The 25,378-nt window shown below is 66.9% G+C and carries 22 protein-coding genes and 1 pseudogene; 12 read left to right on the top strand and 11 right to left on the bottom strand.

Annotated features, from left to right (window positions below; all coding sequences use genetic code 11):
* The 3 genes from BMY19_RS27765 to BMY19_RS27775 all read left to right on the top strand — a co-directional run.
* Positions 1-594: ATP-binding cassette domain-containing protein (locus BMY19_RS27765; protein WP_100253620.1), on the top strand; the 594-nt coding region annotated here is incomplete at its 5' end.
* Entirely contained in the window at positions 594-1,055 is a 462-nt protein-coding gene (gene nikR / locus BMY19_RS27770) for a nickel-responsive transcriptional regulator NikR (protein ID WP_100253621.1), read from the top strand. The genes BMY19_RS27765 and nikR, both read left to right, overlap by 1 nt.
* Before the next feature lie 2 nt (positions 1,056-1,057).
* Entirely contained in the window at positions 1,058-3,274 is a 2,217-nt protein-coding gene (locus tag BMY19_RS27775; RefSeq protein WP_244535044.1) for a TonB-dependent siderophore receptor, read from the top strand.
* Positions 3,275-3,338: 64 nt separating this feature from the next.
* On the opposite strand, the gene BMY19_RS27780 is transcribed toward BMY19_RS27775, so the two are convergent.
* Both BMY19_RS27780 and BMY19_RS27785 read right to left on the bottom strand, forming a co-directional pair.
* A protein-coding gene (locus BMY19_RS27780) for an IS630 family transposase (RefSeq protein WP_100253622.1) occupies positions 3,339-4,293 on the bottom strand; the annotation gives its coding sequence in 2 pieces (ribosomal slippage) (positions 3,339-3,954 and positions 3,953-4,293; 957 coding nt in all).
* A 531-nt stretch (positions 4,294-4,824) separates the two neighbouring features.
* On the bottom strand, positions 4,825-5,127 hold the full coding sequence (locus tag BMY19_RS27785; protein WP_170863062.1) for an SH3 domain-containing protein: 303 nt from the start codon (positions 5,125-5,127) through the stop codon (positions 4,825-4,827).
* 195 nt (positions 5,128-5,322) lie between these two features.
* Between BMY19_RS27785 and pufL the strand changes: the two genes are divergently transcribed.
* From pufL to BMY19_RS27815, 6 genes are read left to right on the top strand one after another with little or no spacing between them, the layout of a single operon-like run.
* Positions 5,323-6,162 (top strand): photosynthetic reaction center subunit L, encoded by an 840-nt coding sequence (gene pufL / locus BMY19_RS27790; protein WP_100253624.1) that lies wholly within the window; start codon positions 5,323-5,325, stop codon positions 6,160-6,162.
* Positions 6,163-6,214: 52 nt separating this feature from the next.
* Positions 6,215-7,216, top strand: a complete 1,002-nt coding sequence (gene pufM / locus BMY19_RS27795; protein WP_100253625.1) for a photosynthetic reaction center subunit M — start codon at positions 6,215-6,217, stop codon at positions 7,214-7,216.
* A complete protein-coding gene (gene pufC, locus BMY19_RS27800; protein WP_100253626.1) occupies positions 7,213-8,343 on the top strand; it encodes a photosynthetic reaction center cytochrome PufC in 1,131 nt (376 codons plus the stop codon). The genes pufM and pufC overlap by 4 nt, the downstream gene beginning before the upstream one ends.
* Positions 8,340-9,311 (top strand): photosynthetic reaction center subunit H, encoded by a 972-nt coding sequence (gene puhA / locus BMY19_RS27805; protein ID WP_100253627.1) that lies wholly within the window; start codon positions 8,340-8,342, stop codon positions 9,309-9,311. The genes pufC and puhA overlap by 4 nt, the downstream gene beginning before the upstream one ends.
* Entirely contained in the window at positions 9,308-9,952 is a 645-nt protein-coding gene (gene puhB / locus BMY19_RS27810; RefSeq protein ID WP_100253628.1) for a photosynthetic complex putative assembly protein PuhB, read from the top strand. The genes puhA and puhB overlap by 4 nt, the downstream gene beginning before the upstream one ends.
* Positions 9,953-9,962: 10 nt before the next feature.
* Positions 9,963-10,448: a DUF421 domain-containing protein gene (locus BMY19_RS27815; protein ID WP_100253629.1), complete on the top strand. Its 486-nt coding sequence runs from the start codon at positions 9,963-9,965 to the stop codon at positions 10,446-10,448.
* 13 nt (positions 10,449-10,461) lie between these two features.
* Here the strand turns inward: BMY19_RS27815 and BMY19_RS27820 are convergent, their stop codons facing one another.
* The 3 genes from BMY19_RS27820 to BMY19_RS27830 all read right to left on the bottom strand — a co-directional run bounded on the left by BMY19_RS27820 (position 10,462) and on the right by BMY19_RS27830 (position 14,548).
* Positions 10,462-11,214 carry a Crp/Fnr family transcriptional regulator gene (locus BMY19_RS27820; protein WP_100253630.1) on the bottom strand — a complete coding sequence of 251 codons (753 nt, stop codon included), beginning with the start codon at positions 11,212-11,214 and terminating at the stop codon, positions 10,462-10,464.
* Positions 11,215-11,507: 293 nt separating this feature from the next.
* The gene (locus BMY19_RS27825) at positions 11,508-12,182 is read right to left on the bottom strand and encodes a cobalamin B12-binding domain-containing protein (protein ID WP_170863063.1); all 675 of its coding nucleotides are present in this window, start codon (positions 12,180-12,182) and stop codon (positions 11,508-11,510) included.
* Between the two features lie 965 nt (positions 12,183-13,147).
* Complete coding sequence (locus tag BMY19_RS27830; protein WP_100253632.1) at positions 13,148-14,548, bottom strand: DUF2254 family protein; 1,401 nt, start codon at positions 14,546-14,548, stop codon at positions 13,148-13,150.
* Between the two features lie 782 nt (positions 14,549-15,330).
* On the opposite strand from BMY19_RS27830, the pseudogene BMY19_RS27840 reads away from it, so the two are divergent.
* Positions 15,331-15,962 (top strand): annotated as a pseudogene (locus BMY19_RS27840) (tyrosine-type recombinase/integrase).
* Between the two features lie 196 nt (positions 15,963-16,158).
* Here BMY19_RS27840 and BMY19_RS27845 read toward each other — a convergent pair.
* The 6 genes from BMY19_RS27845 to BMY19_RS27870 all read right to left on the bottom strand — a co-directional run bounded on the left by BMY19_RS27845 (position 16,159) and on the right by BMY19_RS27870 (position 23,042).
* Positions 16,159-16,827, bottom strand: coding sequence for a class I SAM-dependent methyltransferase (locus tag BMY19_RS27845; RefSeq protein ID WP_100253633.1), 669 nt, complete (start codon positions 16,825-16,827; stop codon positions 16,159-16,161).
* Between the two features lie 77 nt (positions 16,828-16,904).
* Positions 16,905-17,963 carry a glycosyltransferase gene (locus tag BMY19_RS27850; RefSeq protein ID WP_100253634.1) on the bottom strand — a complete coding sequence of 353 codons (1,059 nt, stop codon included), beginning with the start codon at positions 17,961-17,963 and terminating at the stop codon, positions 16,905-16,907.
* Positions 17,960-18,907, bottom strand: coding sequence for a glycosyltransferase family 2 protein (locus tag BMY19_RS27855; RefSeq protein WP_100253635.1), 948 nt, complete (start codon positions 18,905-18,907; stop codon positions 17,960-17,962). The genes BMY19_RS27850 and BMY19_RS27855 overlap by 4 nt, the downstream gene beginning before the upstream one ends.
* A gap of 41 nt (positions 18,908-18,948) precedes the next feature.
* Positions 18,949-20,094 carry a glycosyltransferase gene (locus tag BMY19_RS27860; protein ID WP_100253636.1) on the bottom strand — a complete coding sequence of 382 codons (1,146 nt, stop codon included), beginning with the start codon at positions 20,092-20,094 and terminating at the stop codon, positions 18,949-18,951.
* Between the two features lie 22 nt (positions 20,095-20,116).
* Entirely contained in the window at positions 20,117-21,001 is an 885-nt protein-coding gene (locus BMY19_RS27865; RefSeq protein ID WP_100253637.1) for a glycosyltransferase family 2 protein, read from the bottom strand.
* Positions 20,991-23,042, bottom strand: a complete 2,052-nt coding sequence (locus BMY19_RS27870) for an HAD-IIB family hydrolase (protein ID WP_100253638.1) — start codon at positions 23,040-23,042, stop codon at positions 20,991-20,993. Before BMY19_RS27870 ends, BMY19_RS27865 begins: the two co-directional genes overlap by 11 nt.
* Before the next feature lie 93 nt (positions 23,043-23,135).
* Here BMY19_RS27870 and BMY19_RS27875 point away from each other — a divergent pair, with 93 nt between their 5' ends.
* On the top strand, positions 23,136-24,176 hold the full coding sequence (locus BMY19_RS27875) for a glycosyltransferase family 4 protein (RefSeq protein WP_100253654.1): 1,041 nt from the start codon (positions 23,136-23,138) through the stop codon (positions 24,174-24,176).
* Positions 24,176-25,360, top strand: coding sequence for a glycosyltransferase family 4 protein (locus BMY19_RS27880; RefSeq protein WP_100253639.1), 1,185 nt, complete (start codon positions 24,176-24,178; stop codon positions 25,358-25,360). The genes BMY19_RS27875 and BMY19_RS27880 overlap by 1 nt, the downstream gene beginning before the upstream one ends.
* Positions 25,361-25,378: the final 18 nt, after the last annotated feature.

Genomic DNA, 25,378 nt, shown 5'->3' on the forward strand with positions numbered 1-25,378 from the left:
GGTGTCGTGCGGTTTCGCGGAATGGGTCTAGCCAGGCTCGACGACGCGGGGCGGCGAGCATTCAGGTCGGCGGTCCAGATGGTTCTTCAGGACCCGCTCTCGGCGGTGAACCCGCGCCATACGGTAGGCCGCACGATTGCGGAGCCGTTGCGGCATCTGACCGGCCTCTCGGCGACGGAGAGGCGAGCACGGGTCCATGCGCTGTTGTCTCTCGTCGGTCTCGACCCATCCGTGATCGCGCGGCTCCCGAGCCAGCTCTCCGGCGGCCAGGTGCAGCGCGTCGGCCTCGCCAGGGCGCTGGCTACCCGCCCTGCGCTCGTCGTGCTCGATGAGGCGGTCTCGAACCTGGACGCGCCGCTACAGATCGAGATCCTCGACCGCCTCGCCGTCCTGCGACATGAACAGGGAACCGCCTTCCTGCTCGTCACGCATGACATCCGTCTGGCGCGCCGGTTCGCGGATCGGGTCGTAGTTCTCGACGCCGGCCGGATCGTCGACTCGTCGCCTTGCCGACCGAGGCTTGAGCTTGAGCATCCAGCAGCGCGCGAGCTCGTCGACGCAGTCCTCCCGGCCTTCCCAGCGGGTGCAAGCTGATGCAGCGGATTACCGTCACCCTAGACCACGATCTCGTCGAGGCCGTCGACCGGATCGCCGAGGTTCGCTGCTACGCAGGCCGTTCGGAGGCGATGCGCGACCTGCTGCGCCGAGGGCTCGCGGAGGCGCGCCGCGAGCGCGACCCCGACCACGCCTGCGTGGCGACCTTCAGCTTCGTGGCGGAAGCCGGCGTGCGAGACCTTGGCCAACGCCTCGCTGAGGAACAGCGGGCACGGCATGACCTCGTCATCACGCAGGTGCAGGTGCCACTGGACCACGAAGCGGCGCTGCACACCCTCGTCCTGCGCGGGCGTGTCCGCGAGATCCACGCCTTCGTCGACGCAATCGCGACGCAGCGCGGCGTGCGCCACGACAGCCTGTCGATCATTCCGGCGCGGATCGAGGTCGTGGACCATCCGCACGGGCACACGCCCCACCCCCACGAGCATATCCGGACGTGACGATGCGCGTGCTCCAACCGACCCGTGCCCGTGTCCATCGGCGGGTGACCCGCCCGTCACATCGTGCGCGGAACGGCACCGGTCTCGCCCTCGCGGCCGTGCTCGCGGCCGGTGCCCCGTCTAGCGAGGCGCGGGCGCAGGAAAGCGTCGCGCTGGAGGAGCTGTCGGTCGAGGCGGTCGGGACCGGCGCTCCGTCCGGCACGACGACCACCGCCGGCACCATCGGCCTGATCGGCCCCACGCCGGGCTTCGGAGCCGGGCGGGCGGTCAGCGGCACCAAGACCGACACGCCGCAGCTGGATGTCCCGCAGGTTGTCACGGTCGCACCTCGCGAGGCCATCACCGATCTCGCCGCCACCCGCGTCGACCGGGTATTCAACTACCTGCCGGGCGTGGCGCAGCAGAACAACTTCGGCGGCCTGAGCATCTTCAGCTACGCCATCCGCGGGGTCACCACCTCAGAGATCTACCAGAACGGCTTCCCCCTCAACCGCGGTACGCCGCCCCCGCCCGACGCGCAGAACATCGAGCGCATCGAGGTTCTGAAAGGCCCGGGCGCCGGCCTGTTCGGACGCAGCGATCCGGGCGGGCTCGTCAACATCATCACCAAGCAGCCGACCGCCCAGCGCTTCGTCGAGTTCGGCAACCAAGTCGACTCGTTCGGCCTGACCCGCGGGACCGTCGACGCGGGTGGTCCGCTCAACGAGGACGGCACCGTCCTCTACCGCTTCAACTTCGCGGCCCAGGGCGCAGGAAGCTTCCGCGACTTCGTCGACAGCGACCGGCTGCTCGTCGCTCCGGTGGTGAGCTGGCAGATCACGCCGGACACGCGCATCACCGTCGAGGCCGACATCCAGCGCAACCGGATCATCTTCGACCGGGGCGTGATCGCCATCAACAAGCAGCTCGGCTTCCTGCCGATCTCGCGCTTCCTCGGAGAACCGGGACAGAGCACCTACCAGACCCAGAACATCCTCCAGGCCCGCATCGACCACCGCTTCAACGAGGACTGGCAGATGCGTCTGGCGACGCATTTCGCCACCGGAACGCTGGACGGTGAGTCCGCTGAGATCCGCTCTATCGCCTCCGACAACCGGACGGTGGCCCGCGACCGGAACGTGCGCGATTACCGCTGGGACGTCGCGGTCGGGCAGGCGGACCTGATCGGGCGCTTCGACACGGGCGGGATCGGCCATACGCTCCTGCTCGGCTTCGAGCGCGAGAGTACCGATAGCCGCACCCTGTACCTGCGCTCGAACTTCCGCACGAACCCCTACGCCCTCGACATCTACGCGCCCGTCTACGGGCAGGCGCTGCCGCCGCTGACCATCCCGCGCAACAACCTGGAGCGGGTCACTAACACCGCCCTCTACGCCCAGGATCAGATCGTGCTGAGCCCGGAGTGGAGGGCCCTGGTGGCCACGCGCGTCGACATCTTCGAGGACTCCTTCCGGGAACGCATCCCGCGCAGCCAGGCGGACCAGTCGAGGGTCGCGGCCTCGCCGCGAGCGGGCCTTATCTACCAGCCGGTCCCGTGGCTATCGCTCTACACCGACGTCGGCACGAGCTTCCGGCCCAACATCGGCCCCGACGCCGCGGCCGTGTCGCCCGGCAAGTCACTGAAGCCGGAGACCGGCCAGGGCTACGAGATCGGCGCCAAGGCCGAGCTGTTCGAGGGCAACCTGCTGCTCACTGCAGCGGCCTTCCGGGTGGACCGGCAGAATGTCCTGACACCGGACCCGAACAACAGCGGCTTCTCGCTCGCGGCGGGCGCGGTGCGCAGCCAGGGCTTCGAACTGACGGCGCAGGGGCAGCTCTCTCCGGAACTGAAGATCCTGGCCGGATATGTCTATGCCGACGCGGTGGTGACCAAGGACAACGTGCTGCCGGTGGGCGCGCCGCTGATCAACGTGCCGCGCCACTCGGGAAGCCTGCTCGCCGTGTACGAGGTGCAGGGTGGGGACTGGAAGGGGTTCGGCATCGGGGGCGGCGTGCGCGGCGTCGGGGAGCGTCCGGGCGACGCGGCCGGATCCGGTTTCGTCCTGCCGGCCTACATCGCGGCCGACGCTCTGGCCTACTATCGCTACGAGAACCTGCGCTTCGGCCTTAACGTCGAGAACATCTTCAACACGGTCTACTACGAGAGCTCGCTCAACGTGTTCCGCGTCTACCCAGGATCGCCGAGGCGCTTCACCGGGTCATTCACGGTGCGGTTCTGACCCTAGAGCCCGAGGACGATCGACTTCGCCCGAGCACGTGATGCCGAGCTAGAGCGGCATCCGATCATATTGGATCATATGCGTCGTAGCCTCCGGCGGCGAGATAGCGGCGGCATTCGGCTGGCGTGAAGCGTCTGAAGGCTCGTCGGATCGTGTCCCAGAGGTCGCTGATCGTGCGAGCGGCCTCGGCACGAAGAATGGCCTTGAGCTTGGCGAAGGCGCGTTCGATCGGGTTGAAGTCGGGGGAATAAGCCGGGAGGTAGAGCAGCCTCGCTCCCGCTGCCTCAATGCACTCGCGGATGCCGCTGACCTTGTGGGCGGGCAGGTTGTCGAGCACGACCGTGTCGCCGGGCCTGAGGGCTGGGACGAGGGTTTGTTCGACATAGCCACGGAAGCGAGCGCCAGTCATCGGTCCATCGAAGAGTGCGGTGGCTGTCAGGCCGCTGGTGCGCAGACCGGCAGTGACCGTGATGGTTTTCCAGTGGCCGAACGGCACCGCGACCCGGCAGCGTTCGCCGCGCGGGGCTCGCCCATAGCGGCGGACCATCTTCGTGTTGGTGGCGGTCTCGTCGAGGAACACGAGCTTGTCCGGGTCGAGATCGAACTGGCCGTCGAACCAGGACAGGCGCGCGGCCTTCACGTCTTCCCTCTCCTGCTCGGCGGCGTGGCCGGTGTTTTTTGCGCGTGATGCCATGGCGCTTAAAGAAGCGGGACAGGCTGCTGACCCCAACCCGCAGCCCCAGTTCGGCCAGACGGTCGCGCAACTCATGCAGGAACAGCTCGGGCTGCGCTTCGTAGGTCTGCCGGATCAGGTCGGCCTGTGCCTCGATGGTGTGCGAGCGTTGATCGCCGCCCATCGGCTTGGCCTGTGTCCGACCCTCCTGCACGAAGATCCCGTGCCAGCGCACGGCGCTGGCCGGGCTGACCTCGAAGCGCCGCGCCGCCTCCCGGCGCGAAGCCCCCGCCTCGATCGCGGCTACGACACGCTCGCGCAAATCAACGGACAGGGCAGACGCCATCGGCTCTCCTCCTCGGAAAGCCGACCATCGAATCACATCACCGCCACGGCCGAAACCCTACACGATTCAATCCGGTCGGTGACCGCTCTAGTGTCCGTGTGCGGGAGACCTGCAATGGACCGCTGCGTCACCATAATGGGTCGGTGAACGTTAGTTCGCTGCTGGGGCTGCTCCTGTCCGCTGGCGCCGATGACCTCCAGGCGTCTCAGATGGGTGGAATTCTGCTGTTCAGCTTTCGGAAGCAAAACCGGAAAAAGCGGACGCTCGACGGTTGGCTGGAATTAGGCGACGCAGTTAGTCCGCTTCGGAGCATGATCAGCATCGCGGCCAGCGCGGTGTTGACAGTGATTACTGGACTCGGGTCGCCCTCTTAAATCCCGAGTCGTTTGACCTTTGGGCAGGTTCAACGCGACCGGCGCCACGCGGCTGCTGCGACGCATCACTGCACTGACGGAGTGCTGGGCGTCGGCACACGGAAGGATTTAGGCGACGGCCATCACCGGCTTCGCCGAGAGAAGTAGCCCGCCACAGTCAGTGGCAGAAGCGCTCCACCTGCCAGGCGTTGCCCCCAGGCTGGTCGGCCTTAAAGCAATCAGACAGATTTTTCTTGTCCTTGTGCGAGATGTCGATCTGAGGGCCGTGGACGACCAAGTCCCGCACATACCCCTCAGCCCCGCTGAAGCGGACCCGGCACCATTGTCCCTCACACGAGATCACGTCCAATCTTGCTTGGGTTTGCACCTCATCGAGCACGCGGGCGGTGTACCGGGGCGCTTGATAGAAATACGTGTCAAACCGGGCCTTCACCGGCTCCGCACAAGTCGAACCTACCATGCCCACTAGTATCCCGACAGACATCAACACGCTTTGACACAGCGTCATGCGATGACCCGTTCTGCGTTGCTGGGCACTACTCGCCTCCGGATCACCATAGCGGGCATGCTGACGACCGCATTGATAATTGTTAATGCTGGATGACACTCTCTACCGTCAACGTAGCTTGACACAACGGTGGCTGGGGATGGCTGCATGGCGATGCTCTCGTTCGAGCGGAAGTACCGCGTGGCAGGCGGTACCCTGTTAGGCGGCAGCCTGTTCGATTTCTGGGTCGGACCGTTCTACGTCGGCTTCTTCGGCGTCACGACGGCGATCTTCGCCCTGCTCGGCACGCTGCTCATCATCTACGGCGCAGCCATCGGCCCGACCTGGGCCTTGTTTCGTATCAGCATCGACCCGCCGCCGATCGCCAACGGGCTCGCCTTCGCCCCGCTGAAGCAGGGCGGCCTCTGGCAAATCATCACGGTCTGCGCGCTGGGGGCCTTCGTCTCTTGGGCGCTGCGGCAGGTCGAGATCTGCCGCAAGCTCGGTATCGGCTACCACGTGCCGGCGGCCTTCTCGTTCGCGATCCTTGCCTACGCGACGCTCAACGCCTTTCGGCCGCTCCTGCTCGGCGCCTGGGGCTACGGGTTCCCGTACGGCATCATGAGCCACCTCGATTGGGTGTCGAACGTCGGCTATCAGCACCTCCACTTCCACTACAATCCCGCGCACATGATCGCGGTGACGTGCTTCTTCACCACGACGTTCGCGCTCGGCCTGCACGCCGGTGAGATCCTGTCTGCGGCCAACCCTGGCAAGGGCAAGCCCGTCAAGTACGGTGCGTACGAGAGCGCCTACTTCCGCGACACGATCACGTACTCGATCGGCGAGATCGGCATCCACCGGCTCGGCTACTTCCTCGCCCTGAACGCAGGGCTGTGGAGCGCGATCTGCATGATCATCTCGGGACCGTTCTGGACCCAGGGCTGGCCGTACTGGTGGGACTGGTACCTGAACCTGCCGATCTGGAGCACGGGCGGCCAGATCTAACCGCGCCGGACGCCCAACTCCCCCGCACGACATCCCTTCGGAGTTCACCCGGATGCCGCAGTTCCATACCCTGTGGACGCATATCGAGCTGCGCGGCCCCGATGAATCGGGCCCCCCGCTCCAGATCGGATCGCCCAGCCGGATCGGGAAGCCGTTCCACTCCCAATGGCTTGGGCGCATCGGCGAGATGCAGGTGCTGCCGACCCATCTCGGACCGACGGGCGTGGCCTCGCTGCTCTGCGGCTTCATCGCCATCGAGATCATCGGCCTGAACATGCTGGCCTCGGTGGACTGGAACCCGATCCGGTTCATCCGCCTGCTGCCGTTCCTCGCCCTCCGCCCGCCTCCGGCCAAGTACGGGCTCGACCCGTTCCCGCCCCTGAACGAGGGCGGCTGGTGGCTGATGGCAGGCTTCTTCCTCACCGCCGCCATCCTGCTGTGGTGGGTGAAGATGTACCGCCGTGCCCGGGCGCTCGGCATGGGCACCCACATCCCGTGGTGCTTCGCCAGCGCGATCTGGCTCTACCTCGTCCTTGGTTTCTTCCGCCCCATCGCCATGGGTTCGTGGTCGGAGGCGGTGCCGTTCGGGGTGATCCCGCACCTCAACTGGACCGCCACCTTGTCGGTCCGATACGGCAACCTGTTCTACAACCCGTTCCACATGCTCTCTATCTCGTTCCTCTACGGATCGACGATGCTGTTCGCCATGCATGCCGGGACGATCCTGGCGGTGACACCGCTCGGCGGCGAGCGGGAGACCCACCAGATCGTCGACCGTGGCACGGCAGCCGAGCGCGCAGCCCTGTTCTGGCGCTGGACCATGGGCTTCAACGCTACCTACGAGTCGATCCACCGCTGGCTGTACTGGTTCGCCACCCTGGTCACGCTGACCGGCGGCATCGGCATCCTGGCCACCGGCACCCTCGTCGACAACTGGTACCTGTGGGGCGTCAAGAACGGGCTCGCGCCGCAATACCGGCATGCGCCCGGCCTGCCGCAGGCGCCGCCGCCCGAAGCCCTGAAGCACATGCAGGACAAGGTGCTCGGACGATGAGGATCGGCCCTCCCCTCCTCGCCGTCGGTGCGGTCTGCGCCGGCCTGTTCATCGTGTTCGTGCCGACCTGGAACCTGCCGGTGAAGGGCGTTCAGACCGGCCCGAACGGTCCGTCCCTGGTGCAGTATGCCCCGACCGGCAGCCCGGTGTTCCAGACCCGCAACGGACCGCCACCGGCCAATCCGCCCCTGATCGAGGACACGCGTCCGGCCACGGAGGCGTACAAGAACGTCACCGTGCTGACCGACCTGAACGCCGGCCAGTTCATGCAGCTGCAGCAGGCGATCACCAACTGGGTCGCCCCGCAGCAGGGCTGCAACTTCTGCCACGTGGGCAATGACTTCGCCTCTGACGCGAAGCCCACCAAGGCGGCGGCGCGCGACATGATCAAGATGGTCCGTCACCTCAACGCGGACTGGAAGGAGCATGTAGGCGAGGCGGGCGTGACCTGCTGGTCCTGCCACCGCGGCCAGCCGGTCCCGGCCGAACTCTGGTTCACGCGCCCGCCGCACCCGCAGGGCGCCCACATGGACAAGGCGGAGAACTGGAACGAGTCCGGCGACAGCGTGCGCCAGTTCTTCCCCAACGACGGCTACGAACTCTACGACCTGCAGGACACGCCTGGGCTCGTTCAATCCTACACGGCCCTGCCCAACGGGCAGGCGTCGGATCAGGTCGTGGTCAAGCGCTTGTACGAGTACATGATGCAGATGACGTCCGGCATCGGCGTCAACTGCACTTACTGCCATAACTCGCGCGCCTTCTTCGACTGGGGCCAGAGCCTGCCAGCGCGCTGGACCGGGTATTCCGGCATCCAGATGACTCGCGACATCAACCGCAACACCCTGTTGCCCCTGGCCGCTCGGATGCCGCAGATCCGGGAAACCGCAGACAACCCCCACACCCTGGTCCTGCCCGAGCGCATGCGCGGTGCGCAGCAGGGCAACGGCTTTGTGCTCTGCGCCAGCTGCCATTACGGCCTGCCCAAGCCCGACGACCACGCCGCGGAACTGCTGAAGGACTTTCCGGGGCTCAAAGGGCCCGGTCGCGGCGGGCACGCCGGTGCCGGACCTGCGAACGCCCCGGCCGGCGCCACCGCCTCGGCGAGCCAGGGAGATCAGCGATGAATGACGGAGTGAGCCAGATCGCCGGCCAGGCCGCACAGGCGGCCGGGCACGGCATCGATCCCGCCACCGGGATGGTCGGCAGCACGACTGCGAGCGAGGCGGTCGGGTCCTGGGGCTTCCACCTCGGCGCGATCACGCACAACCTCGACGGCGTGGTCGTGCTGTTCTGGGCCTTTGCGCTCTTCTTCGGCACCCTGGTTTGGTACCTGCGCGCCGAGGACAAGCGCGAGGGGTACCCGATGGAGGACCCGACGCAGCCCGAGCGGGCGCACCCGCTGGTCGGCTTCCCTCCGGCGCCGCCGCCGAAGACCTATACGCTGATGAAGGGCGGGACGGCGACGATGCCGCACCACAACTCGCCGCCCGAGGTGCCGGCGCGGCACCTCCATCCGTTTCCCGGTTCGGCCTGGATCCCGACGGGCGCCAATCCCATGCGCGATCCGGTCGGGCCCGCCGCCTACGCGCTCCGCGAGGACGAGCCCCTTCTGCAGGAAGGCGAGCGGCTCCAACTCGTCCCCCTGCGCGATGTCGGCGACGAGTGGCACGTCCAGGGTGGCGATTCCGACCCGGTCGGCATGCCAGTGGTCGGGCGGGACGACAAGGTGGCCGGGCATGTGCGCGACCTCTGGGTCGACCGGGGCACGAAGCTGCTGCGCTACTTGGAGATCGAGCTCACCGGCGGGGGAAGGCGGCTGATGCCGATCTTCTTCGCCAACGTCAGCCCGAAGTTCCGTCGGGTGAAGACCCGGTCGATTTTCGCCGAGCAATTCGCGGCGGTGCCGGAGACAAAGCATCCGGACCAGATCACGGCCCGGGAGGAGGACCGGATCTGCGCCTACTTTGCCGGCGGCAAGATGTTCGCCGAAGGCGTTCGCCGGGGGCGGTACGGTCAGACACCGCCGGAGGAGACGCGGCGCGGCGGTGACGCGCACGGGTTGAAGCGACTGTTCATCAGGAGGCCCGCATGAGCGATATCACGACACAGACGGACCGGGCCGGCGCGGTCGGCTTCACCCTCGAACCCGGTGAACGGATTCTGTGGCAGGGCCGGCCCCAGGCCCGGGCCCTGCGGCGGCACCTCCTGAAGGCGCGGTGGGTCATGGCCTATTTTTGTGGCCTGATCGCCTGGAAGCTCGCCTTGATCGGCTGGGTCCGGGGCCTTCATCCTCAGGAGGTCTCCGACCTGACGCTCATCATCGTCCAGGGTATCGGCCTCGGTCTGATCCTGACCTACTTCGCGTGGGCGCTCGCCCGCAACGCCACCTACACGCTCACCAGCCTGCGCCTCGTCATCCATCATGGCATCGCCTTGCAGGGTACGGTCGACATACCCCTGCGAGTCCTCCGGAGCGTCGCGCTGCGGCACCGGGCGGACGGATCGGGCGACGTCGCCTTGGAGATCCGGGATGGCGGCGGGATCGGCTTCGCCAAGCTGTGGCCCCACGTTCGTGGTGCGAGCCTGGCCAGGCCAGCCCCGATGTTGCGCGGCCTGAGCGATGCCGCGATCCTCGGCTCGCTGCTCAGCCGTCAACTGCACCGCTTTCACGACACGGAAGCCAGTCCTACGACGCGGGCGGCCGAACCGGTCGTGGCGGCGCGCGCCGCGTGAGGGTGGGTGGATGACCGTGTTCGAGACCGTCTTCGGCACCGGGCGCGACCTGAGCGTTGGGCAGGAATGTGCCCGCGCCGCGCTGATTTTCGCCTACGGGCTGCTGCTGGTGCGGATCTCGGGGCGAAGGACCTTCGGCAAATGGTCGGCCCTCGACATCGTGGTCTCGATCATCCTCGGCTCGTCCTTGAGCCGGGCACTGACTGGGGGCGCTCCGCTCGTGGGCACCCTCGTAGCCTGCACCGTCCTGCTGCTTCTGCACTGGCTCGCAGCGCAGGCTGCAGCCCGTTCGCCGCGCCTGGCGAGCCTCCTCGAAGGCCGCCCGGTCGTCATCGTGAGGGATGGGGCGGTCCTCGAAGGCCCGCGCCTCCGTCACGGCGTGACGTCGGCGGACCTGGAGGAAGCCCTGCGGCAATCCAAGACGGACGCTGTCCGGATGGCCGCGACGCTGATCCTCGAACCGAGCGGCAAGCTCAGCATGCAGCAGAGGCCTTGACGCTCCGCCCCCCTCAATCCGCGAGGGCCTTGCCCATGGACACGAGGCTGGATTTTAGGTTGGCGCCCAGGTGAAGGTAGGCCGGGTCGAATTCTGCCGCCTTGATGAGTGCCGACCGATCAAGGATCTTCAGGTGCCCGCCGTTCAGATCGATCACGTTGCGCGAACGTAAGGTCCGAAGAGACCGGTTGAGGTGAACCGGCGTGATGCCAAGAACGTCCGCGATCTCGCCTTGGGTGATGGGGATCGAGCAACGCAGGTCGCCGGCCAATCCTGCGACCTCCTGCCGGAGATACATCTCGCAGAAGAAGTGCGCCGTCCTGCCGACCGATGACCGCCGGCCGAGACACATCACACGCTCACGGTACATCGAGGTGTCAATGAGCGTGTCGCGCCAGAGCGCCGCCATCAGACGCGGACGCCGCTCGACCAAACCGTAGAGGGACCTGTGCGGGATGAAGGCCAGCGTGCTCGCCGTGATGCTCGCCAGAGTATGATCGAGCAGGGGAAGGAACAGGTGCTGCAGGTCTGGGACGTCACCCGGAATGTAAAAGAGCAGGATTTGCCGGTCGCCGTCCCCGACGATGCCGTAACGGTGGACCCATCCGTCAAGGACGAGGCAGCAATAAGCTGGCTTCTCCCCATACCTGAAGATGTCCTCCCGAGCCCCAAAGCGCCGTATGGTGTAGGGAAGTTTGAGTAGGGCTTCCCGATCCTCTTGATCGAAATTCGAAGACCTTTGCAGCTTGCCTACGAACACTTCCATGCAGGTGTTGTCATCGGATCTCACAAAGTCCCCCCGCCGCAGGATTTTCACCTGCTTCCGATGTGAAGCGAGATTTCAAGGGCGGTCTGCCCGTCCTCACCTCGCGCTATGACGATAATGTCGTACGGATCGCGGATGACGGCCTCCTCCGCGGCGATGCTAGTCGCCGTACGAACGGCACAGGCACGAACCTCATCTATGTCACGACAAAGTACGCCGACATGATCACTTTCAGCCTCTCCGTTTTGAACGTCGAAGTAGAACCTTTGCATTTCGCATGTCCATCTGCGGTTCTACGAGGTCAGGATCCCCGCGCAAATTAATTTTTGCTCATTGACGATCTCGCCGGCAACCGTAGGGGCACTCCATGCATCCGGAGCGTACGCATCTGCCCCCACGAGCTCGGCATCCGCATCACCTCGGTCAAAGCACGGACCACCAACTAAAACGCGCAAAGATTGGTTGCGGGACGCGCGGCGCAAGCGGGTGATTTCATCACGTAGAAGGGGAAGGAGGCTCTCCCTGCTCAAGGAGAGTCCGACAACGTCATAGTGATGCCGTTCGATCAAAACCCTCGGTCTCTCGGGCTTCGTAGCGGACATCGTCACCGCCCAGCCCGCATCGTGGAATGCCGCTCCCAGAAGTTGCAACCCAAAGACATGCGTCTCTTCGGGGCATGGCATCAGCAAGATGCTTCTTTCGTGACATGACGCTTTGCGAGTTATATTCGAGAACAGATAACGGGCGATCATCTGCAAATGCGCCACCCGCGCGGTCACTTCGCAGAAGCTTAATTCATCTTCTTCCCATAAAACGATAGCAGCGCGCGCTTGATATGCCAGCTCTTCCATAATAGGCGACAGCCGTTCACCCGAGTAGAAGATACTCGCGACGGTATCTTTACTGTTTAATTCGTGACTATGTTTTTCAATTATGTTTCTCAGGAAGTGGCCGGTGTGCACGGTCACAATTTCCGGTAGACTTCTATCTCTAATTATGTCCCGTAAGACGCTGGAAATGTCCTCCAGGGATGACGATCCGCTGTGATGCTGTTTGGTAGCTGTATAGCTTGGCCTGGCGACATGCATCGAAGCTGCTGCCCTAACGCTTGAGGGTTTTCGCCGCTATCGACTCTCCTGTGCCCGATTGCGATGGGGCACGCAGTTGGCGATCTCTTGAAAGCCAACAAAGATCAAGATTGTCCTCAATCTGGCTGTAAGGCGTTGGGACGTCGTGGGGATACGGGGTACGTCAGCGGTCGTTCACGGCCTTCTCAGCACCATCAGCCGTCTCGTATCGCGAGATCGCCGTCGCGACCGCAGGTAGCCGCTGGTATGCGAATGATCGATTTTAGCTGGTAGTGTCCGCTTGCGGGCCGTCGTCAAAACCATCTGAATGACCGGGCTGGGTCGGAAGGAGGCCGTCTGCTATTTCGGTCGCACGGCTCCAAAGCGGAGCGGCAGCTTTCGGCCAGGACCGGTAGCAGCAGACTACCTGCGTGAACGTCGCAGATGGGTGGTTTTGCGACGTTCCGCTTAGGGGCGACCACGCGCGGAAGCGGACGCTGCTGATCAGACAGATGCGATCGCTGCCCGACCAGCGAAACCAGCATGATCTTTAAGCGTTGAGGCCGACCTGCTGGAGATCATCATGTTTGCCAAAGTCTTCGTTGCTGCCGTTATTGGCGCCGTCGGGTCGGGCCTTGCGCATGCAGAGACAGGCGCACCCAACGCGGCAGGCACGGCAACCACAACAACCCGCCAAACCCTTGACACCGGGGCTGGAGCCTCCGGCGGAAGCGTACCGGCCTCCTCCGTGGGAGGGGGTATCATCGGCAGCGAGGCCGTACACCGCACTGGCGCTCACGAGGCGAAAGGCCTGTCACCTGAGTCGTCACGCCCCCCGTCTGGGAAGAAGTGACGGACGCCTGCGCTCAGGCGGATGTCGGCACGCGCGTCCCGCGGGAGTTGAGCGTGCCGATGCTCTCGGCCAGCGTTTCGGCTGCGGCCCGGATTGCCTCGGCGGCATCAGGCTCACCCCTGCCCGCTAAGCTTCGCCGGCAGCGGCTCAGCTCCTCTTCGAGATCTCGTGTCAGCACGTGGTCTCCGAGGCTCGATAGTAGCCGCTGCACCGTGTCGGTCAACGCCGGCAGCTGTGCGGTCGGCACGTCATCGATTAACGTCGCGAGGGTCCGCCAGACTTCGGCGGCCAGCGTGTTCTGCATGCTCTCGGAAGCGACAACGCCGATCGCCGCGATAGCCAGGATCGCATCATCCACCCCCCGATCGGCGTAGACGATCCGGGACGCGCTGTTTTCCGGGATCGCATCGGCGCTACTCCAGCGCGCGATGATGTCCCGCAGGCAATGGCACACCAGGATCGCCGGTTGCGGGTTTTGCTTCGATGTCGAGGCGGTCGTCCAGGCAATCGAGTAAAGCTGCTCGATCCCGAAGCCGGCATCGCTGTCGATCGTCCGGCGTGGTTCGATCTTGATAGCGGCAGTGATCGACCGATCGAGTGCCAGCAGCGCGTCGCCCAGCAGGGATCGGGCAGCGTGAATGCAAAAAAGCGGGTCGCGGAAGGCGAGGTTGGTGCCGACGCGGGCGATGATCTCGATCTCGGCGTCATGCTCCGCTGCGGACCGCTCGATCGTCGCGAGGTCGATACCGCACACCACGCCGTAAGCGTCCGTTCGGACGGTCTGCGACCACGACAGACCGGCGCGCGGTGTACGCCGGGTGCCCGCGATCATGCCGCCGTCCACGGCGCGGGCCTTGATCGTATGATCGTGGATCGCGGTGATGACGGAATGCGGCCGCATTTGATCGATGGTGCTGTAGATCAGGATCACCACCATGCACAGCGCCGCGCCCGTCATCAGGAGCGACAGTAGTGCCCCGATGATCGGTTTATGGTCGGGATTGGCGCTGCCAAGCGTCAACAGCACGAAGACGCTGAGACCTACGAAGAAGCCGAAACTCAGCTTGTTCGAGCGTCGCTGGATGAATTGGTCGTAGACGTGCGTGGAGAGGGTCGAGGCGGTTTGCTGTACGGCAATCAGCAGGAGGGAAAACGTGATCGACGTGACCGTGATCATACCCGACGCGACGGTACCGAGCAGGCTTGCGATTGCGCCCGTGTCCCCAAGCAGATGGGCGAGCCAGGGGAGCGGTGTAGGGCCAGGGCGACCCCACAGCGCGTCATCGAGCAGATAGCTCAGCGCGAATAGGCTCAGGAACGCCGCAACGACGATCAGTGGAAGGCCGATGAACTCCCGTAAAGACCGCCGAATAAGCGCCAGAATTTGGTCGCGGGCCCGATTTACGATTTTCATTCGGTTTTATTGATCATACTTCTAGATCGTCTCATTGTGTTGAATTCTGGACTCGGATCGATTTTAGATCAGCGGAAAACCATCATCCGCTAACCGTTGATTGCACAGCTCGTCTGATCGATCAGCGCTTCATGTTCTCGGGCAGATGCTCGATAGGGTCGACTCTTCCGTTGCTTCCGCTCCCCTGGACCGGTCCCCCCTTCATCACATCAGTGGACGAGCTGATGGCGCTCGGCGCAGAGACGCGGCCGGTCGGCTGATTGGCCGGCGCGGTGGAGCTGTCCGCATTGTGTGTCCCGGAAGGCAGGGTTCCTGGAGTTGGCTGATCAATCCTGCTGCCAACCGACTGCGCTTGTGCCGCGAAACCGACACCCGCAAGCGTGAGACCCGCTGCCATACCCAGGAACCGAACTGCCATACCGCCATCCCCCAGTTTGCAGAAACAACACAGAAACACTGCGCCAACACAAACTCACGAGCTTGGTTCCTCAGGGCGTTAGGCCGTTCGGGCCAATAGCAGTTTGGGTCAGCCTCGCTTCAGATGTTTCGAGATGCGATGATACAGGCGGGCACAGCCCGTCGGGTTGGCGACCGTCGGTCTTGGATTTGTATCTATCGCTCATGCAGCGCAGGTGACGGGCGTCTGCTTTCGAGAAGCGCCGCGGCACGCTCGAATGGCTCATATGGGTCGCGTGCGGAACGTCCGCATACGGCCCCATCACCGGAGCATCAGTTCGGGTGTCTCCTCGCCTCGTCGGCATAGGCCGGCGAGGAGACAGACGATGGGACATTCTGCACACGATCCGGCCGTCAAAGGACGGCCCGCCTGGAACGCTGGCCGCAAGCTCGGCGCCAAGCGAGCCCTCGAACCTCAACAGTCTGGGCCATCCGGTTCTGGCTTGGCCGCGAACGGCGCACACGCGACCGGGCAATGTTCGATCTCGCCATCGACAGCAAGCTGCGCGGCTGCGACATCGTCAAACTCAAGATTGGCGACCTCGTCAGTGGTGGTCGCGTTCGTAACCGGGCCATCGTCATCCAGCGCAAGACCGGCCGACCAGTGCAGTTCGAATTGCTCGAACCCGCACGATCCAGCATCCTCGCATGGCTGGAGGCCAGGGGCGGTACGCTCGACGACTACGCTTTCCCCAGCAGGCTCGACGGCGTCACGCACCTCAGCACCAGGCAGTACGCGCGCTTGGTCGACGAGTGGGTCACGGGCATCGGGCTGCGCAGCGAGGATTACGGCACCCATCCCCTCCGCCGCACGAAGGCATCGTTGATCTACAAGCGGACCGGCAACCTGCGTGCCGTCCAGATCCTACTCGGCCATACCAAGATCGAGAGCACGGTCAGATACCTCGGTGTCGACGTCGAGGATGCCCTGACCTTGGCAGAGGGAACTGAGATTTGAGTGTTCGGCCCCTCGGCTTTCGTGTCGAGGGGCTTCGGAACCAGTCCGGCAGCAAAGCGCCCAATCCTGACGAAGAGGTCGTGCCGCCGACATCTCGAAAGCAGACATCAACTCTGGCTGGTTTCTCTGCCACCAAGTGGAGGGCGGCCTACCGCGGACGGAGACGCCGGCCTGCAGGCACAGCACTTGATTGGCCCTAGTTCGGCTTGGTGAACTTGCACTTGCCCCGCAGTGACCACGGTCCCCGCACCCCAGCCTTGGCGCAGAACGCATCGACCGCCCGGGTCACACCCGGAAAGCGGCCGCCCAGGCGGTCGTAATCGTCGGCGATCAGGAGGCCTCCAGGTCGCAGGATGGGCCACCAGGCGCGCAGGTCCGCCGCGACGGACGCCTCCTCGTGCCCGGCATCGAGATGAATGACGTCGGCGGTCACGCCGCGCAGATGCAGAAGTTCCGCGGCATTCACTGAGTCGAGCGGTAACGGCACGATGTAGTCCGTCATGCCTTTGCGTACCACATTGGCCAGGAAGGTTCGGTAGTGGCTAGGATAGCCGTGTTCGGTGGCGAGTTCCGCGAAAAGCGCCGCGTCCGACCAATGATCGACCGCCCCGAGCCACGTATCGACCGCGATCACGGTGCCGTCGACGTCGTGCTCGGCCATGGTCCGCGCGAGAAACAAGGTGCTGGCCCCTTTCCAGGTGCCGATCTCGATGACCACGCGGGGCCGAATCTCGATCACCGCCTCCTCGAGGTAGGGGTGAATGCTGCGCCAGCCCTGAAGGTCGGCGGCGCGCAGGTCCGACGGGGGATCCGCGAATGGGTCGCGGCCGTGCCACAGGGCGGCGATCAGGTCCTGTCGGGTCATGTCTCGGCTCTGGTTTTTGAACGTGTGGGGACGGCGCAGGATGAGCGGACGTTCGGAGGAGCGGGGGGTTACGGGGGTTACGCGCTGGCGCGGGCCTGCGCGTAGAGCGCCTCGCAGCGGTCGAGCCAGCGCGCGCGGGTGAACAGGCTCAGGACGCGCCCGTGCGGGACGCGCCGCGGGATCGCGAGCGCCGCGCCGATGGCGCGGGCAAGAGCCGCCGCGTCCCCCGGCACGGCGAGGGCTCCGGCGTCGCCGACGACCTCCGGTACGGCGCCTCGGGCGAACCCGGCGACCGGCAGGCCGCAGGCCATCGCCTCGATCGCCGCCAGCCCGAACGGCTCGTCCCAGCACGGGGTGGTCAGGAAGACGGAGGCGCGGCCGACCTCCGCCGCCAGAGCCGCCCCGCTGAGCTGGCCGCCGTAGCGGATCGATCCGCCGAGCAATGGCGCGACCTGCGCCGCCCAGTAAGCGGGCTCCTCGATCGGGCCGAACAGGGTCAGCGGCAGCCCGGCTCGGCGCGCCGCTGTGATCGCGTGGTGCGCGCCCTTGTCGGGGGTGATCCGTGCGCACCAGACCGCGCTGCCGTCGCCGTCCGGACGGTAAGGCCAGGCGGCCGGATCGATGCCGTTGTGGAGCACCGAGGCCTCCGGGGGCGCCCCGTCCGGCCACCACGCGTCGAGATGCAACCGGGACGTCGCGGTGATCCGGTGTCCCGGGGCGGGGCTCGCCTGCACGAACCAGCGCAGGGCGTCGTAGGGCGGCACGTGCAGCGACGTGACGGTCGGCGTCGCGGCGGTACGCCGCTTCTCCAGGGGCAATCGGCTCAAGCTGTTGTTGTGAAGTACATCGAAGCCCCCGGCGGCGATGCGGTCGCAGGCGGCGGCATAGCCATCGTCGAGATGAGCCTTCAGGCCCGCATCGCCCCGGTGCTCCAGGCCGGCATGGCTCTGCTCGTAATGGACCGGGATCACAGGCTTCAGGGCGAAGCGCGCGTCGCTGTCACCGGAGGCGAACAGGGCGACGCTATGGCCCCGGGCGGCGAGACCCTCGGCGAGGGTCCAAATGTAGGCTTCGAGGCCGCCCGCGAAGGGCGGGGCGATCGGGTGGCGCAGATGGGCGAGGAGGGCGATCCTCATACCATCACCGGCACCAGCGCGGACGCATCCGCCCGGGTCTCGGCGTCCTGCCTAGCCTCGATGGCCCGGATCACCGAAGCTGAGTTGGTGTAGGGCTGGTGGCCCTGCTGGCCGGTCAGCGCGAGATCGGTCGCGTCGGGCCGGCGCAGGATGCGGATCGGCCGGTCCGGCGTGTCGTCGATCAGGCCCATCACCTTGAAGGCGTAGAGCCAGTGGCCCATGGTGCGGTAGCCCCACTTGACCTCGAACAATTCGGCGTTGCGCACCACGCTGTCGAGGTGATGGACCGGCGGCATGTGGTGCGGGTGGTACTGGTGATAGGCGCGCGCGCCCTTCATCCAGGCGATCGGGATCCCGCTCTGGTCGAGGATCTTGCCGAAGTCGGTGTCCTCGCCGCCGTAGCCGGTGTAGCGCTCGTCGAAGCCGCCGGTCGCCAGGAAGGTCGCCCGCCGGATCGCGAAGTTGAGCGACCAGAAGCAGCGGTAATCGTGGCAGATCTCGAGGCCGGAGGCCGGGGGGCCGCGGCGGTCGGAATGCCGCTCCGCCACGGCATCGAGACCGTCATAGTCCCAGGCCCCCAGCGTGGCGTGCTCGGGCAGGTGCAGCACCTCGCCCATCAGCAGCCCGTCGAGCGCGTCGAGCCCCCGCGCGTAATCGGCGATGAGGTCGGGGGCCGGGATGCAATCAACGTCGAGGAAGGCCACGGCATCACCGGATGCCGCCGCCACGCCGCAGTTGCGCGCGGCCGCCAGCGGCAGCTCACGGCCCGGAACGAGGATCTGGCGCACGGGGAAGCCGACCACGGGCAGGTCGTAGGGCGTGTCCTGCATCACCGCGACGATGAACTCGGCGGGGGCTTGCGTCTGGCGCTCGAGGCCAAGGAGCACGTTGCGCAGATGGGCCGGCCGGCCCTTCGCGAGGGTCACGACGGAAACGGTGGACATGCGGGGGGCGAGCTCCGGTCGACGCGGGGGGAGGGAGGCGTTCATTCGGCCGCGATGTCCTGAAGCGGGCTGGGTTTGACCCCGGCGGGTCCAAGGTCCCAGAGCGCGTCGGTCAGCTCTTCGAGCCAGCCGGCGGCGCGGGCGGCGGCTTCGGGGGCATAGAGGCCGCGCAGGGCGGTCCCATCCAGGGCGCGGGCTCGGGCGAGGAGCTCGCGCCAACCCTGGAGATCGCCGGGCCAGATGGGGGCTTGCACGGCGGCCCCGAGGCGGACCAGCGCCTCGGCCTTGCGGGTCTGCTCGGCGAAGTAGCGCCATTCCGGCATGACGATCAGGCGACCGCCGACGCGGGCGACCTCATGGACCGTGTTGTCGCCCGCCGAGGCAATCACGATGTCGGCGGCGGCGAGGTAGTCCGTCACAGACGGCACCCAGCCAAGTTCGCGCAGATTGGAGAAATCGGTCTCGTGGCCCTCGCGATGGGTCGGCCCGAGCGTAAGCCACAGGGCATCGGGTTCGGCGCGGGCTGCGACCGTGAGCGGCGCGTAGGGCGTGCCGCTGCCGCCGCCGCCGGTCACCGCCACGACGATCTCGCGCTGAGGGTCGAGGCCAAGCTTGGCGCGGGCCTCCGCGCGCTCCGGCACCCGGTCGATGCTGGTGCACAGGCCGCCACTATAGAAGGTCTTGGCGCGCAGGTGCGCCGGGTACTCGTCTTGCTCCAAGCGCTCATCGAAGGGGGCGAGCATCCCGACGCAGGCCTCGTAGGCACCGACATGGCCGATATCGGAACGGTCGCCGTGCATGCGGATCTGCACCGCCGGCACGCTGGCGATACGCGCGAGCAGCGCGATCTCCGCCGAAACATCAACCACGAACAGGCCGATTCCGCGCTCGTCTAGATGGTCGAGAATAGCCCGCATGGTCCGGCGCATCGCGTCGAGACCCAGGGGAACGCAGTGCATCACCTGGGGCGTCGGCTCGGCGTAGAGTCGCGGCGTCGGCACGGCAGCGCCGATCATGTTGGGCAGCGCCACGATCTCGATGTCGCGGCCGAAGCCGTCGAACAGGTGCGGATCGGCGGTCAGCACCGAGACGGCCCGGTCACGGGCAAACTCGGCGGCTACAGCCATCGTGCGGTTGGCATGGCCGCGGCCCTGGTGATGAACGAAGAACGCGATCGGCTTCTTCATGGCGGTGGGGTCGGGCTCGATCTCAAGAGAACAGGGCGTCGGGCCGCAGGGCCGCGGCGATCTCGGGTCCGGTCGGCAGGCGGATCAGGCGGATCGCAGGGGCGTCGGCATCCCAGTCGATCAGCCCGGCCTCGCGGAACTGGCCCAGCCAGTAGGTCATGCACCAGCGTCCATGTCGTGCCCGGAAGCGCGTCGCGTTGGCGAGGATCGGCGCGAAATGCTGCAGCGGCGGGACGTGGACCGGGTGGTGTTGGTGATAGGCGCGGGCGCCCGCGACCCAGAAAGTTGGCAGCCCGGAGGCGGCGAGCCGGGCGGCGAGGTCCGTCTCCTCACCGCCGTAGCCCACGAAGGCCTCGTCCATGCCGCCGGCCGCGTGCCAAGCCGCAGCAGGCAGCGCGAAGGACAGGCCCCAGAGCTGGCCCGCATCGGGCTCCGGCCGCAGACCGGTTTCGGGCAGAGCAGGCCGGGCGGGATGGGCACGGCCGAGGCGGTCCAGCACCGTCGGCTCGGAGCCATCGGTGCCCGCTCCCGGCGGAAGATAGAGGACCTCGCCTAGGAACAGCCCCCGCGCCGTGGCGCCGGCCCGCGCATAGGCGCCCGTCAGAGTCGGCGACGGGATGCAATCCACGTCGAGGAAGACGAGGAGTTCAGCGCACGCTGCCTCGGCGGCCCGGTTGCGCGCGGCGGCCAGCGGCATCGGTTCGCCCAGCACGTGGAGGTGCCGGACCGGGCAACCGGGATCAGGCAGGTCCGGCGCACGCTCCGACTGCATCCAGGCGATGACGAGTTCGCGCGGGGGCAGCGTCTGGCGAGCGAGACCCTGCATCAGGTTGCGCAGGCGGTCGGTCCGTCCGCGGACCAGAGTCAGGACGCTGGGTGCCGGCTCCCCCCCGTGCTCACCCGACATCGGCGAGCATCCGGCGGAAGTGCGAGACCCCTTCGATGATGCCCCGGGCGTGGGTCCGGCGGGACACGTAGGAGTGCTTCAGGGCGTCATGGCTCGCGAGGTCGTCTGAATAGTTCGCCACGATGATCGCCTGCACCCGGGCGCCCAGCATCTCGATGTCGTTGCCGGAATCGCCGGCCACGAACACGGCGTGCTCCGGGAGGTCGTACAGGGCCCGGACGTGGTCGACGGCGGTACCTTTCGAGGCCGCCTCGGGCAGGACGTCGAGATACCGTCCATGACTGTGGATCACGCGCGCGGCAATACCGGCCTCTGCCAGACGCGCGCGGACGCGCTGTTCGGCCGCGGTATCACCGAAATAGCTCAGCTTCAGGACCCGCTGCTCCAGTGGACCCTGGGGGCTCAGCCCGTCAAGCCCGTCGAGCGCCACTTGCACGGCGAGCCGATCCCAGCCGGGCGCGATGATCCGGCGCCACGCGGCGTCCCCCGTGTAGGTCACGCCGTTGCCGTCGAGGTGGTAGATTTCGGACCCCACCGAGGTGATCATCACCTGCGGCCGTGGACTGTCCTGCTGCTCCAGCACGGCCATCGCGCTGTGGAAGGACCGGCCGGTTGCGACGCCGAAGGCCAGCCCCGCCTGCCGGCTGCGCCACCGGCGAAAGATCCCCATGGCCGCATCGCAGCCGACCAGTGTGTTGTCGATGTCGCAGACGAGCAGTTGCCGGGGTGTTTGGGTGGACGGCTCCGCGGCCAGCAGCGCGCGCAGCAGGACGTGATAGCGGGCGGCGTGCCGGTCCCAGTCATAGGCCGCAGCCGCCCGGGCGCCGCCAGCCACGCAGCGTGCGTAGAGGGCCGGATCGCCCAGGATCCGCAGGCACGCTTCCGCGATCGCCCCGTGGGCGCGTGGATCGACCAAGAGCCCGTTGCCGCAGGTCTCGACGATGTCGTTGGGGCCGCCGCTGTCGGTGGCGACCAGCGGCAGGCCAGCGGCAGAGGCCTCAAGCAGCGTCAGGCCGAAGGGCTCGTTAAGAGCCGGGTTGACGAACAGGCCGCCCCGGGCCCGAGCATGAGCGTAGATCGCCGGCACGTCCTCCGGACGGTGCGTCTTCGGGTAGGCGACGCGCCCGTAGAGGTCGTAGCGATCGATCAGGACCAGGAGGTCGCGCATGGTTGCGGCCATGTCGCCGTCGAGGGTGTCGATGTCGTCGCGGGTCCCTGCGACGATCACGAGATTGGCGCGGGCCTGGAGCGCAGGGCTCTCGCCGTAGGCACGCACCAGCGCCGCAAGATTCTTGCGCGCCACCGGCCGGGCGAGCGCCAGGATCGCTGGCTTGTCCGGATCGTTCAGGAAGCGGTCGATCGCGGCGTCGACCCAGGGATGCGGCTTGGCCGCGGCGAAGCGCGCGAGGTCGCTTCCTGGCGGTAGGACGCGGACGCGCCCGGGATCGTAGGCCGCATAGCCGGCGTACTGCACCTCGGCCTCGTCCCGCGAGGAGGCGATCACGAGCTGGGCCCGTGCCAGCGCCTCCTCCTCGGCGGCGATTCGGCGGACGAGATCTGGCTGGATGGGGACCGCGCCCAGCATCGTCGCCTTCACGCGTCCGAGGGAATGGGCCGTGAACACGAAGGGGATGCCAAGGCGATCCTCCACCAGGGCCGCCACCGTCGCCGCGTCCGCGTAATGCGCGTGAATGAGATCCGGCGGCCGATCCTGGGCGGTGATCCAGGTGATGAGATTTTCGGCGAAGGACGCGACCTCGGCGTGCATCGCCTCCTTGACGCGGTAATCCGGGGACGCGCTCGCGAGCCGCACGAGCGTGACCTTGTCGGCGATCGGCTCTTCGGGCACGGCGTAGGCGGCGCCGAGGGAGCCGCGAAACAGACGGGTCACTACCACGATCCGAGTGAGATCGCGGTCCTGCACCGAGGCCGAAACCAGATCGAGCAAGTAGCGGATATGGCCGCCGGTGTCGGCGGTGAGTCCGTAGACGACGCCGTCGCCGCGCAGGCAGCCCTGCAGGGCGATATGCAGGACGAACATCAGGCGTACGCTGCGGCTCTCGAGCGGCTCTGTGCGCTTAACTTATGTAAAGCGATCGCCGCGCCCCGGCTTAACATATGTAAAGAGGTTGCTGTGCTTCGCGTCGCGCAGGTCGCTCCAAACATTTTTCCCGTTCCCCCAGACCATCACGGCGGCACCGAGCGGGTTGTGCACGATCTCGGCACGGCGCTACGAAGCTTGGGCGTGGAACTAACATTGTTTGCTTCTTCGGACAGTGCGACAGACTTGCCGCGCGTCGGCGACTACCCGAGCCTTGCGGCTCTGGAACGGCAATACGGGCGCGTCGCACCCGGGGTACCGGCCGCCCTGGACGCCCTGCAGCTGGAGGCCCTTCGCCGGCGGCTGGATGCGTTCGACATCATTCATTGCCATGGCGAATTCGCGCATGCGGCTCTCTTGGGCACGCGTCGCCGGCACAGCCTGACCACCATCCACTGGCGAGTGGACGAACTCGATCGGGCCTTGTTCTTCCGGGGCTTCCCAGACCTGCCGGTGGCAGCGATCTCGGCCGCACAGGCGGCCGGCATCCCAGCCACGAACCAGGCGGGCATCGTCCATCACGGGATCGATCGGGCGCGCTACCCCTTCCGCGCAGCGCCGGACGAACATGTCGCCTTCGTCGGCCGCATGACCGACCAGAAGCGGCCCGACGTGGCGATCCGCATCGCCCGCGCCGCCGGTCTGCCGATCCAGCTCGGCGGTACGATCGATGTCGGCAACCCGGACTATTTCGATCAGCGGGTGCGGCCCCTCCTCGGTACCGATGCGACCTATCTCGGGCCCGTCGACGATGCCCGCAAGGGCGAGCTCCTGGGGGGCGCCCAGGCCCTCCTCTTTCCGATCGACTGGCCCGAGCCCTTCGGCCTCGTGATGATCGAGGCGATGGCCTGCGGGACACCGGTGGTCGCCTGGAACCGGGGCTCGGTTCCCGAGATCGTCGAGGACGGGGTCACGGGCTTCATCGTCTCCACCGAGGCCGAGGCGGTCGCAGCCCTCGCCCGCATCGGGCAGCTTGACCGCGCAACAGTCCGCCGCCGATTCGAGGAACGGTTCACCGCCGAGCGCATGGCGCGGGATTACCTGGCCCTCTACCAGCGCCTGCTCGCCGCCTGATGCGCACAGCCCTTTTGACCTGGGATTACCCGCCATCCCCTAGCGGCCTGTCGACCGCGGCCCGGGAGATCGCCGAGAGCCTCGCGGAGGCAGGCGCGGAGGTGACGGTCTTTACCTTCGACCGGACCGGACATGAACGGACGAGCGGCGTCGCGGTTTCGGGCCTCGCCCTGGCGCCCGGAAGCCCCTTGGCGCGCCTGCGCCTCTGGGGCTCGGCCGGTCATCTCGCCGCCCCGCTCGCCTTCCGGCTCGCCGTCCTCGCCGCCCACGACGAGGCGCCGTTCGACGTCGTCGAGGCGACGAACTGGTACGCGCCGGCCGCGTTGTTGGCCGGCCGTCGAGACCTGCCGCTGGTGACCCGCAGCTCGACGCCGGCCGCCTTCACACGCGACCCGGCCGGCAGCTTGCGGAACCGCCTCGATGGCTGGATGGCCGACGGCCTGGAGCGCCGACAGGCCGGCGGAAGCGCCGGGCTTATCGCCAACACCGCGGCGCACGGGGCGGTGATCGCTCGGGTCTACGGGCTGACCGGACGGCAGCCCGAAGCGGTGATCGGTCTCAGCCTTCCCCCCGAAGTCGACGCTGCCGCTCGCGGCGCCGCCTATCCCCAGGCGGCGGAACCGGTCCGCCTGCTCTTCGTCGGGCGGGCGGAGGCGCGAAAAGGTTTCGGCGCCCTCCTCGGCGCGGCCGCGATCCTCGGTGCCGAGCATGCGCAGGGTGCGCTGCCCGCCTTTCGGCTCGACCTCGTTGGGGTCCCGCCAGACGATCTTCCGGCCGATCTACCCGAGGTTGCGCGGCGGCACATACAGGCTAGGGGTCGGATCGACGGCCGATCGCTGTCAGAGGCCTATGCCGAGGCCCATGCGGTGCTCGCGCCCTCGCGCTACGAGAGCTTCGGACTCGTTTATCAGGAGGCGCTCGCCTACGGCCGACCGGTCGTGGCCTGCGCCGAGGATGCGAACGCCCGCGCCTTCGTCGGAGCGCCCGGCGCCGGTCCCTTGGCCTCGGCCGCGACCGGACCGGCCCTCGCTGATGCCCTGCGTCCGCTCCTCACCGATCCGGACCTGCGCCGCGCCTACCGCGCCCGCGCCCTGTCGGCGGCCGGGCGCTTCAGCCGGGCGAGCCTCGGGCGCGAGACCCTGGCGCTCTACGAACGGGCGATCGCGGCGGCGCGCGGCGGCTGATCGTGTAGCCGCCGCGGA

This window comes from Methylobacterium sp. UNC300MFChir4.1 (genome assembly GCF_900110155.1).
In the GTDB taxonomy this organism is placed as follows: domain Bacteria; phylum Pseudomonadota; class Alphaproteobacteria; order Rhizobiales; family Beijerinckiaceae; genus Methylobacterium.

Bases quoted from the DNA above. Each gene is read 5' to 3' on its own strand.
- BMY19_RS27820 (WP_100253630.1), bottom strand. From the start codon at position 11,214: ATGGAAGTGTTCGTAGGCAAGCTGCAAAGGTCTTCGAATTTCGATCAA.
- puhB (WP_100253628.1), top strand. From the start codon at position 9,308: ATGAGCGATATCACGACACAGACGGACCGGGCCGGCGCGGTCGGCTTC.
- puhA (WP_100253627.1), top strand. From the start codon at position 8,340: ATGAATGACGGAGTGAGCCAGATCGCCGGCCAGGCCGCACAGGCGGCC.
- BMY19_RS27860 (WP_100253636.1), bottom strand. From the start codon at position 20,094: ATGAAGAAGCCGATCGCGTTCTTCGTTCATCACCAGGGCCGCGGCCAT.
- BMY19_RS27785 (WP_170863062.1), bottom strand. From the start codon at position 5,127: ATGGTAGGTTCGACTTGTGCGGAGCCGGTGAAGGCCCGGTTTGACACG.
- BMY19_RS27845 (WP_100253633.1), bottom strand. From the start codon at position 16,827: ATGACCCGACAGGACCTGATCGCCGCCCTGTGGCACGGCCGCGACCCA.
- BMY19_RS27815 (WP_100253629.1), top strand. From the start codon at position 9,963: ATGACCGTGTTCGAGACCGTCTTCGGCACCGGGCGCGACCTGAGCGTT.
- BMY19_RS27855 (WP_100253635.1), bottom strand. From the start codon at position 18,907: ATGTCCACCGTTTCCGTCGTGACCCTCGCGAAGGGCCGGCCGGCCCAT.
- BMY19_RS27850 (WP_100253634.1), bottom strand. From the start codon at position 17,963: ATGAGGATCGCCCTCCTCGCCCATCTGCGCCACCCGATCGCCCCGCCC.
- pufM (WP_100253625.1), top strand. From the start codon at position 6,215: ATGCCGCAGTTCCATACCCTGTGGACGCATATCGAGCTGCGCGGCCCC.
- nikR (WP_100253621.1), top strand. From the start codon at position 594: ATGCAGCGGATTACCGTCACCCTAGACCACGATCTCGTCGAGGCCGTC.
- BMY19_RS27865 (WP_100253637.1), bottom strand. From the start codon at position 21,001: ATGTCGGGTGAGCACGGGGGGGAGCCGGCACCCAGCGTCCTGACTCTG.
- BMY19_RS27870 (WP_100253638.1), bottom strand. From the start codon at position 23,042: ATGTTCGTCCTGCATATCGCCCTGCAGGGCTGCCTGCGCGGCGACGGC.
- pufL (WP_100253624.1), top strand. From the start codon at position 5,323: ATGGCGATGCTCTCGTTCGAGCGGAAGTACCGCGTGGCAGGCGGTACC.
- BMY19_RS27830 (WP_100253632.1), bottom strand. From the start codon at position 14,548: ATGAAAATCGTAAATCGGGCCCGCGACCAAATTCTGGCGCTTATTCGG.
- pufC (WP_100253626.1), top strand. From the start codon at position 7,213: ATGAGGATCGGCCCTCCCCTCCTCGCCGTCGGTGCGGTCTGCGCCGGC.
- BMY19_RS27880 (WP_100253639.1), top strand. From the start codon at position 24,176: ATGCGCACAGCCCTTTTGACCTGGGATTACCCGCCATCCCCTAGCGGC.
- BMY19_RS27775 (WP_244535044.1), top strand. From the start codon at position 1,058: ATGCGCGTGCTCCAACCGACCCGTGCCCGTGTCCATCGGCGGGTGACC.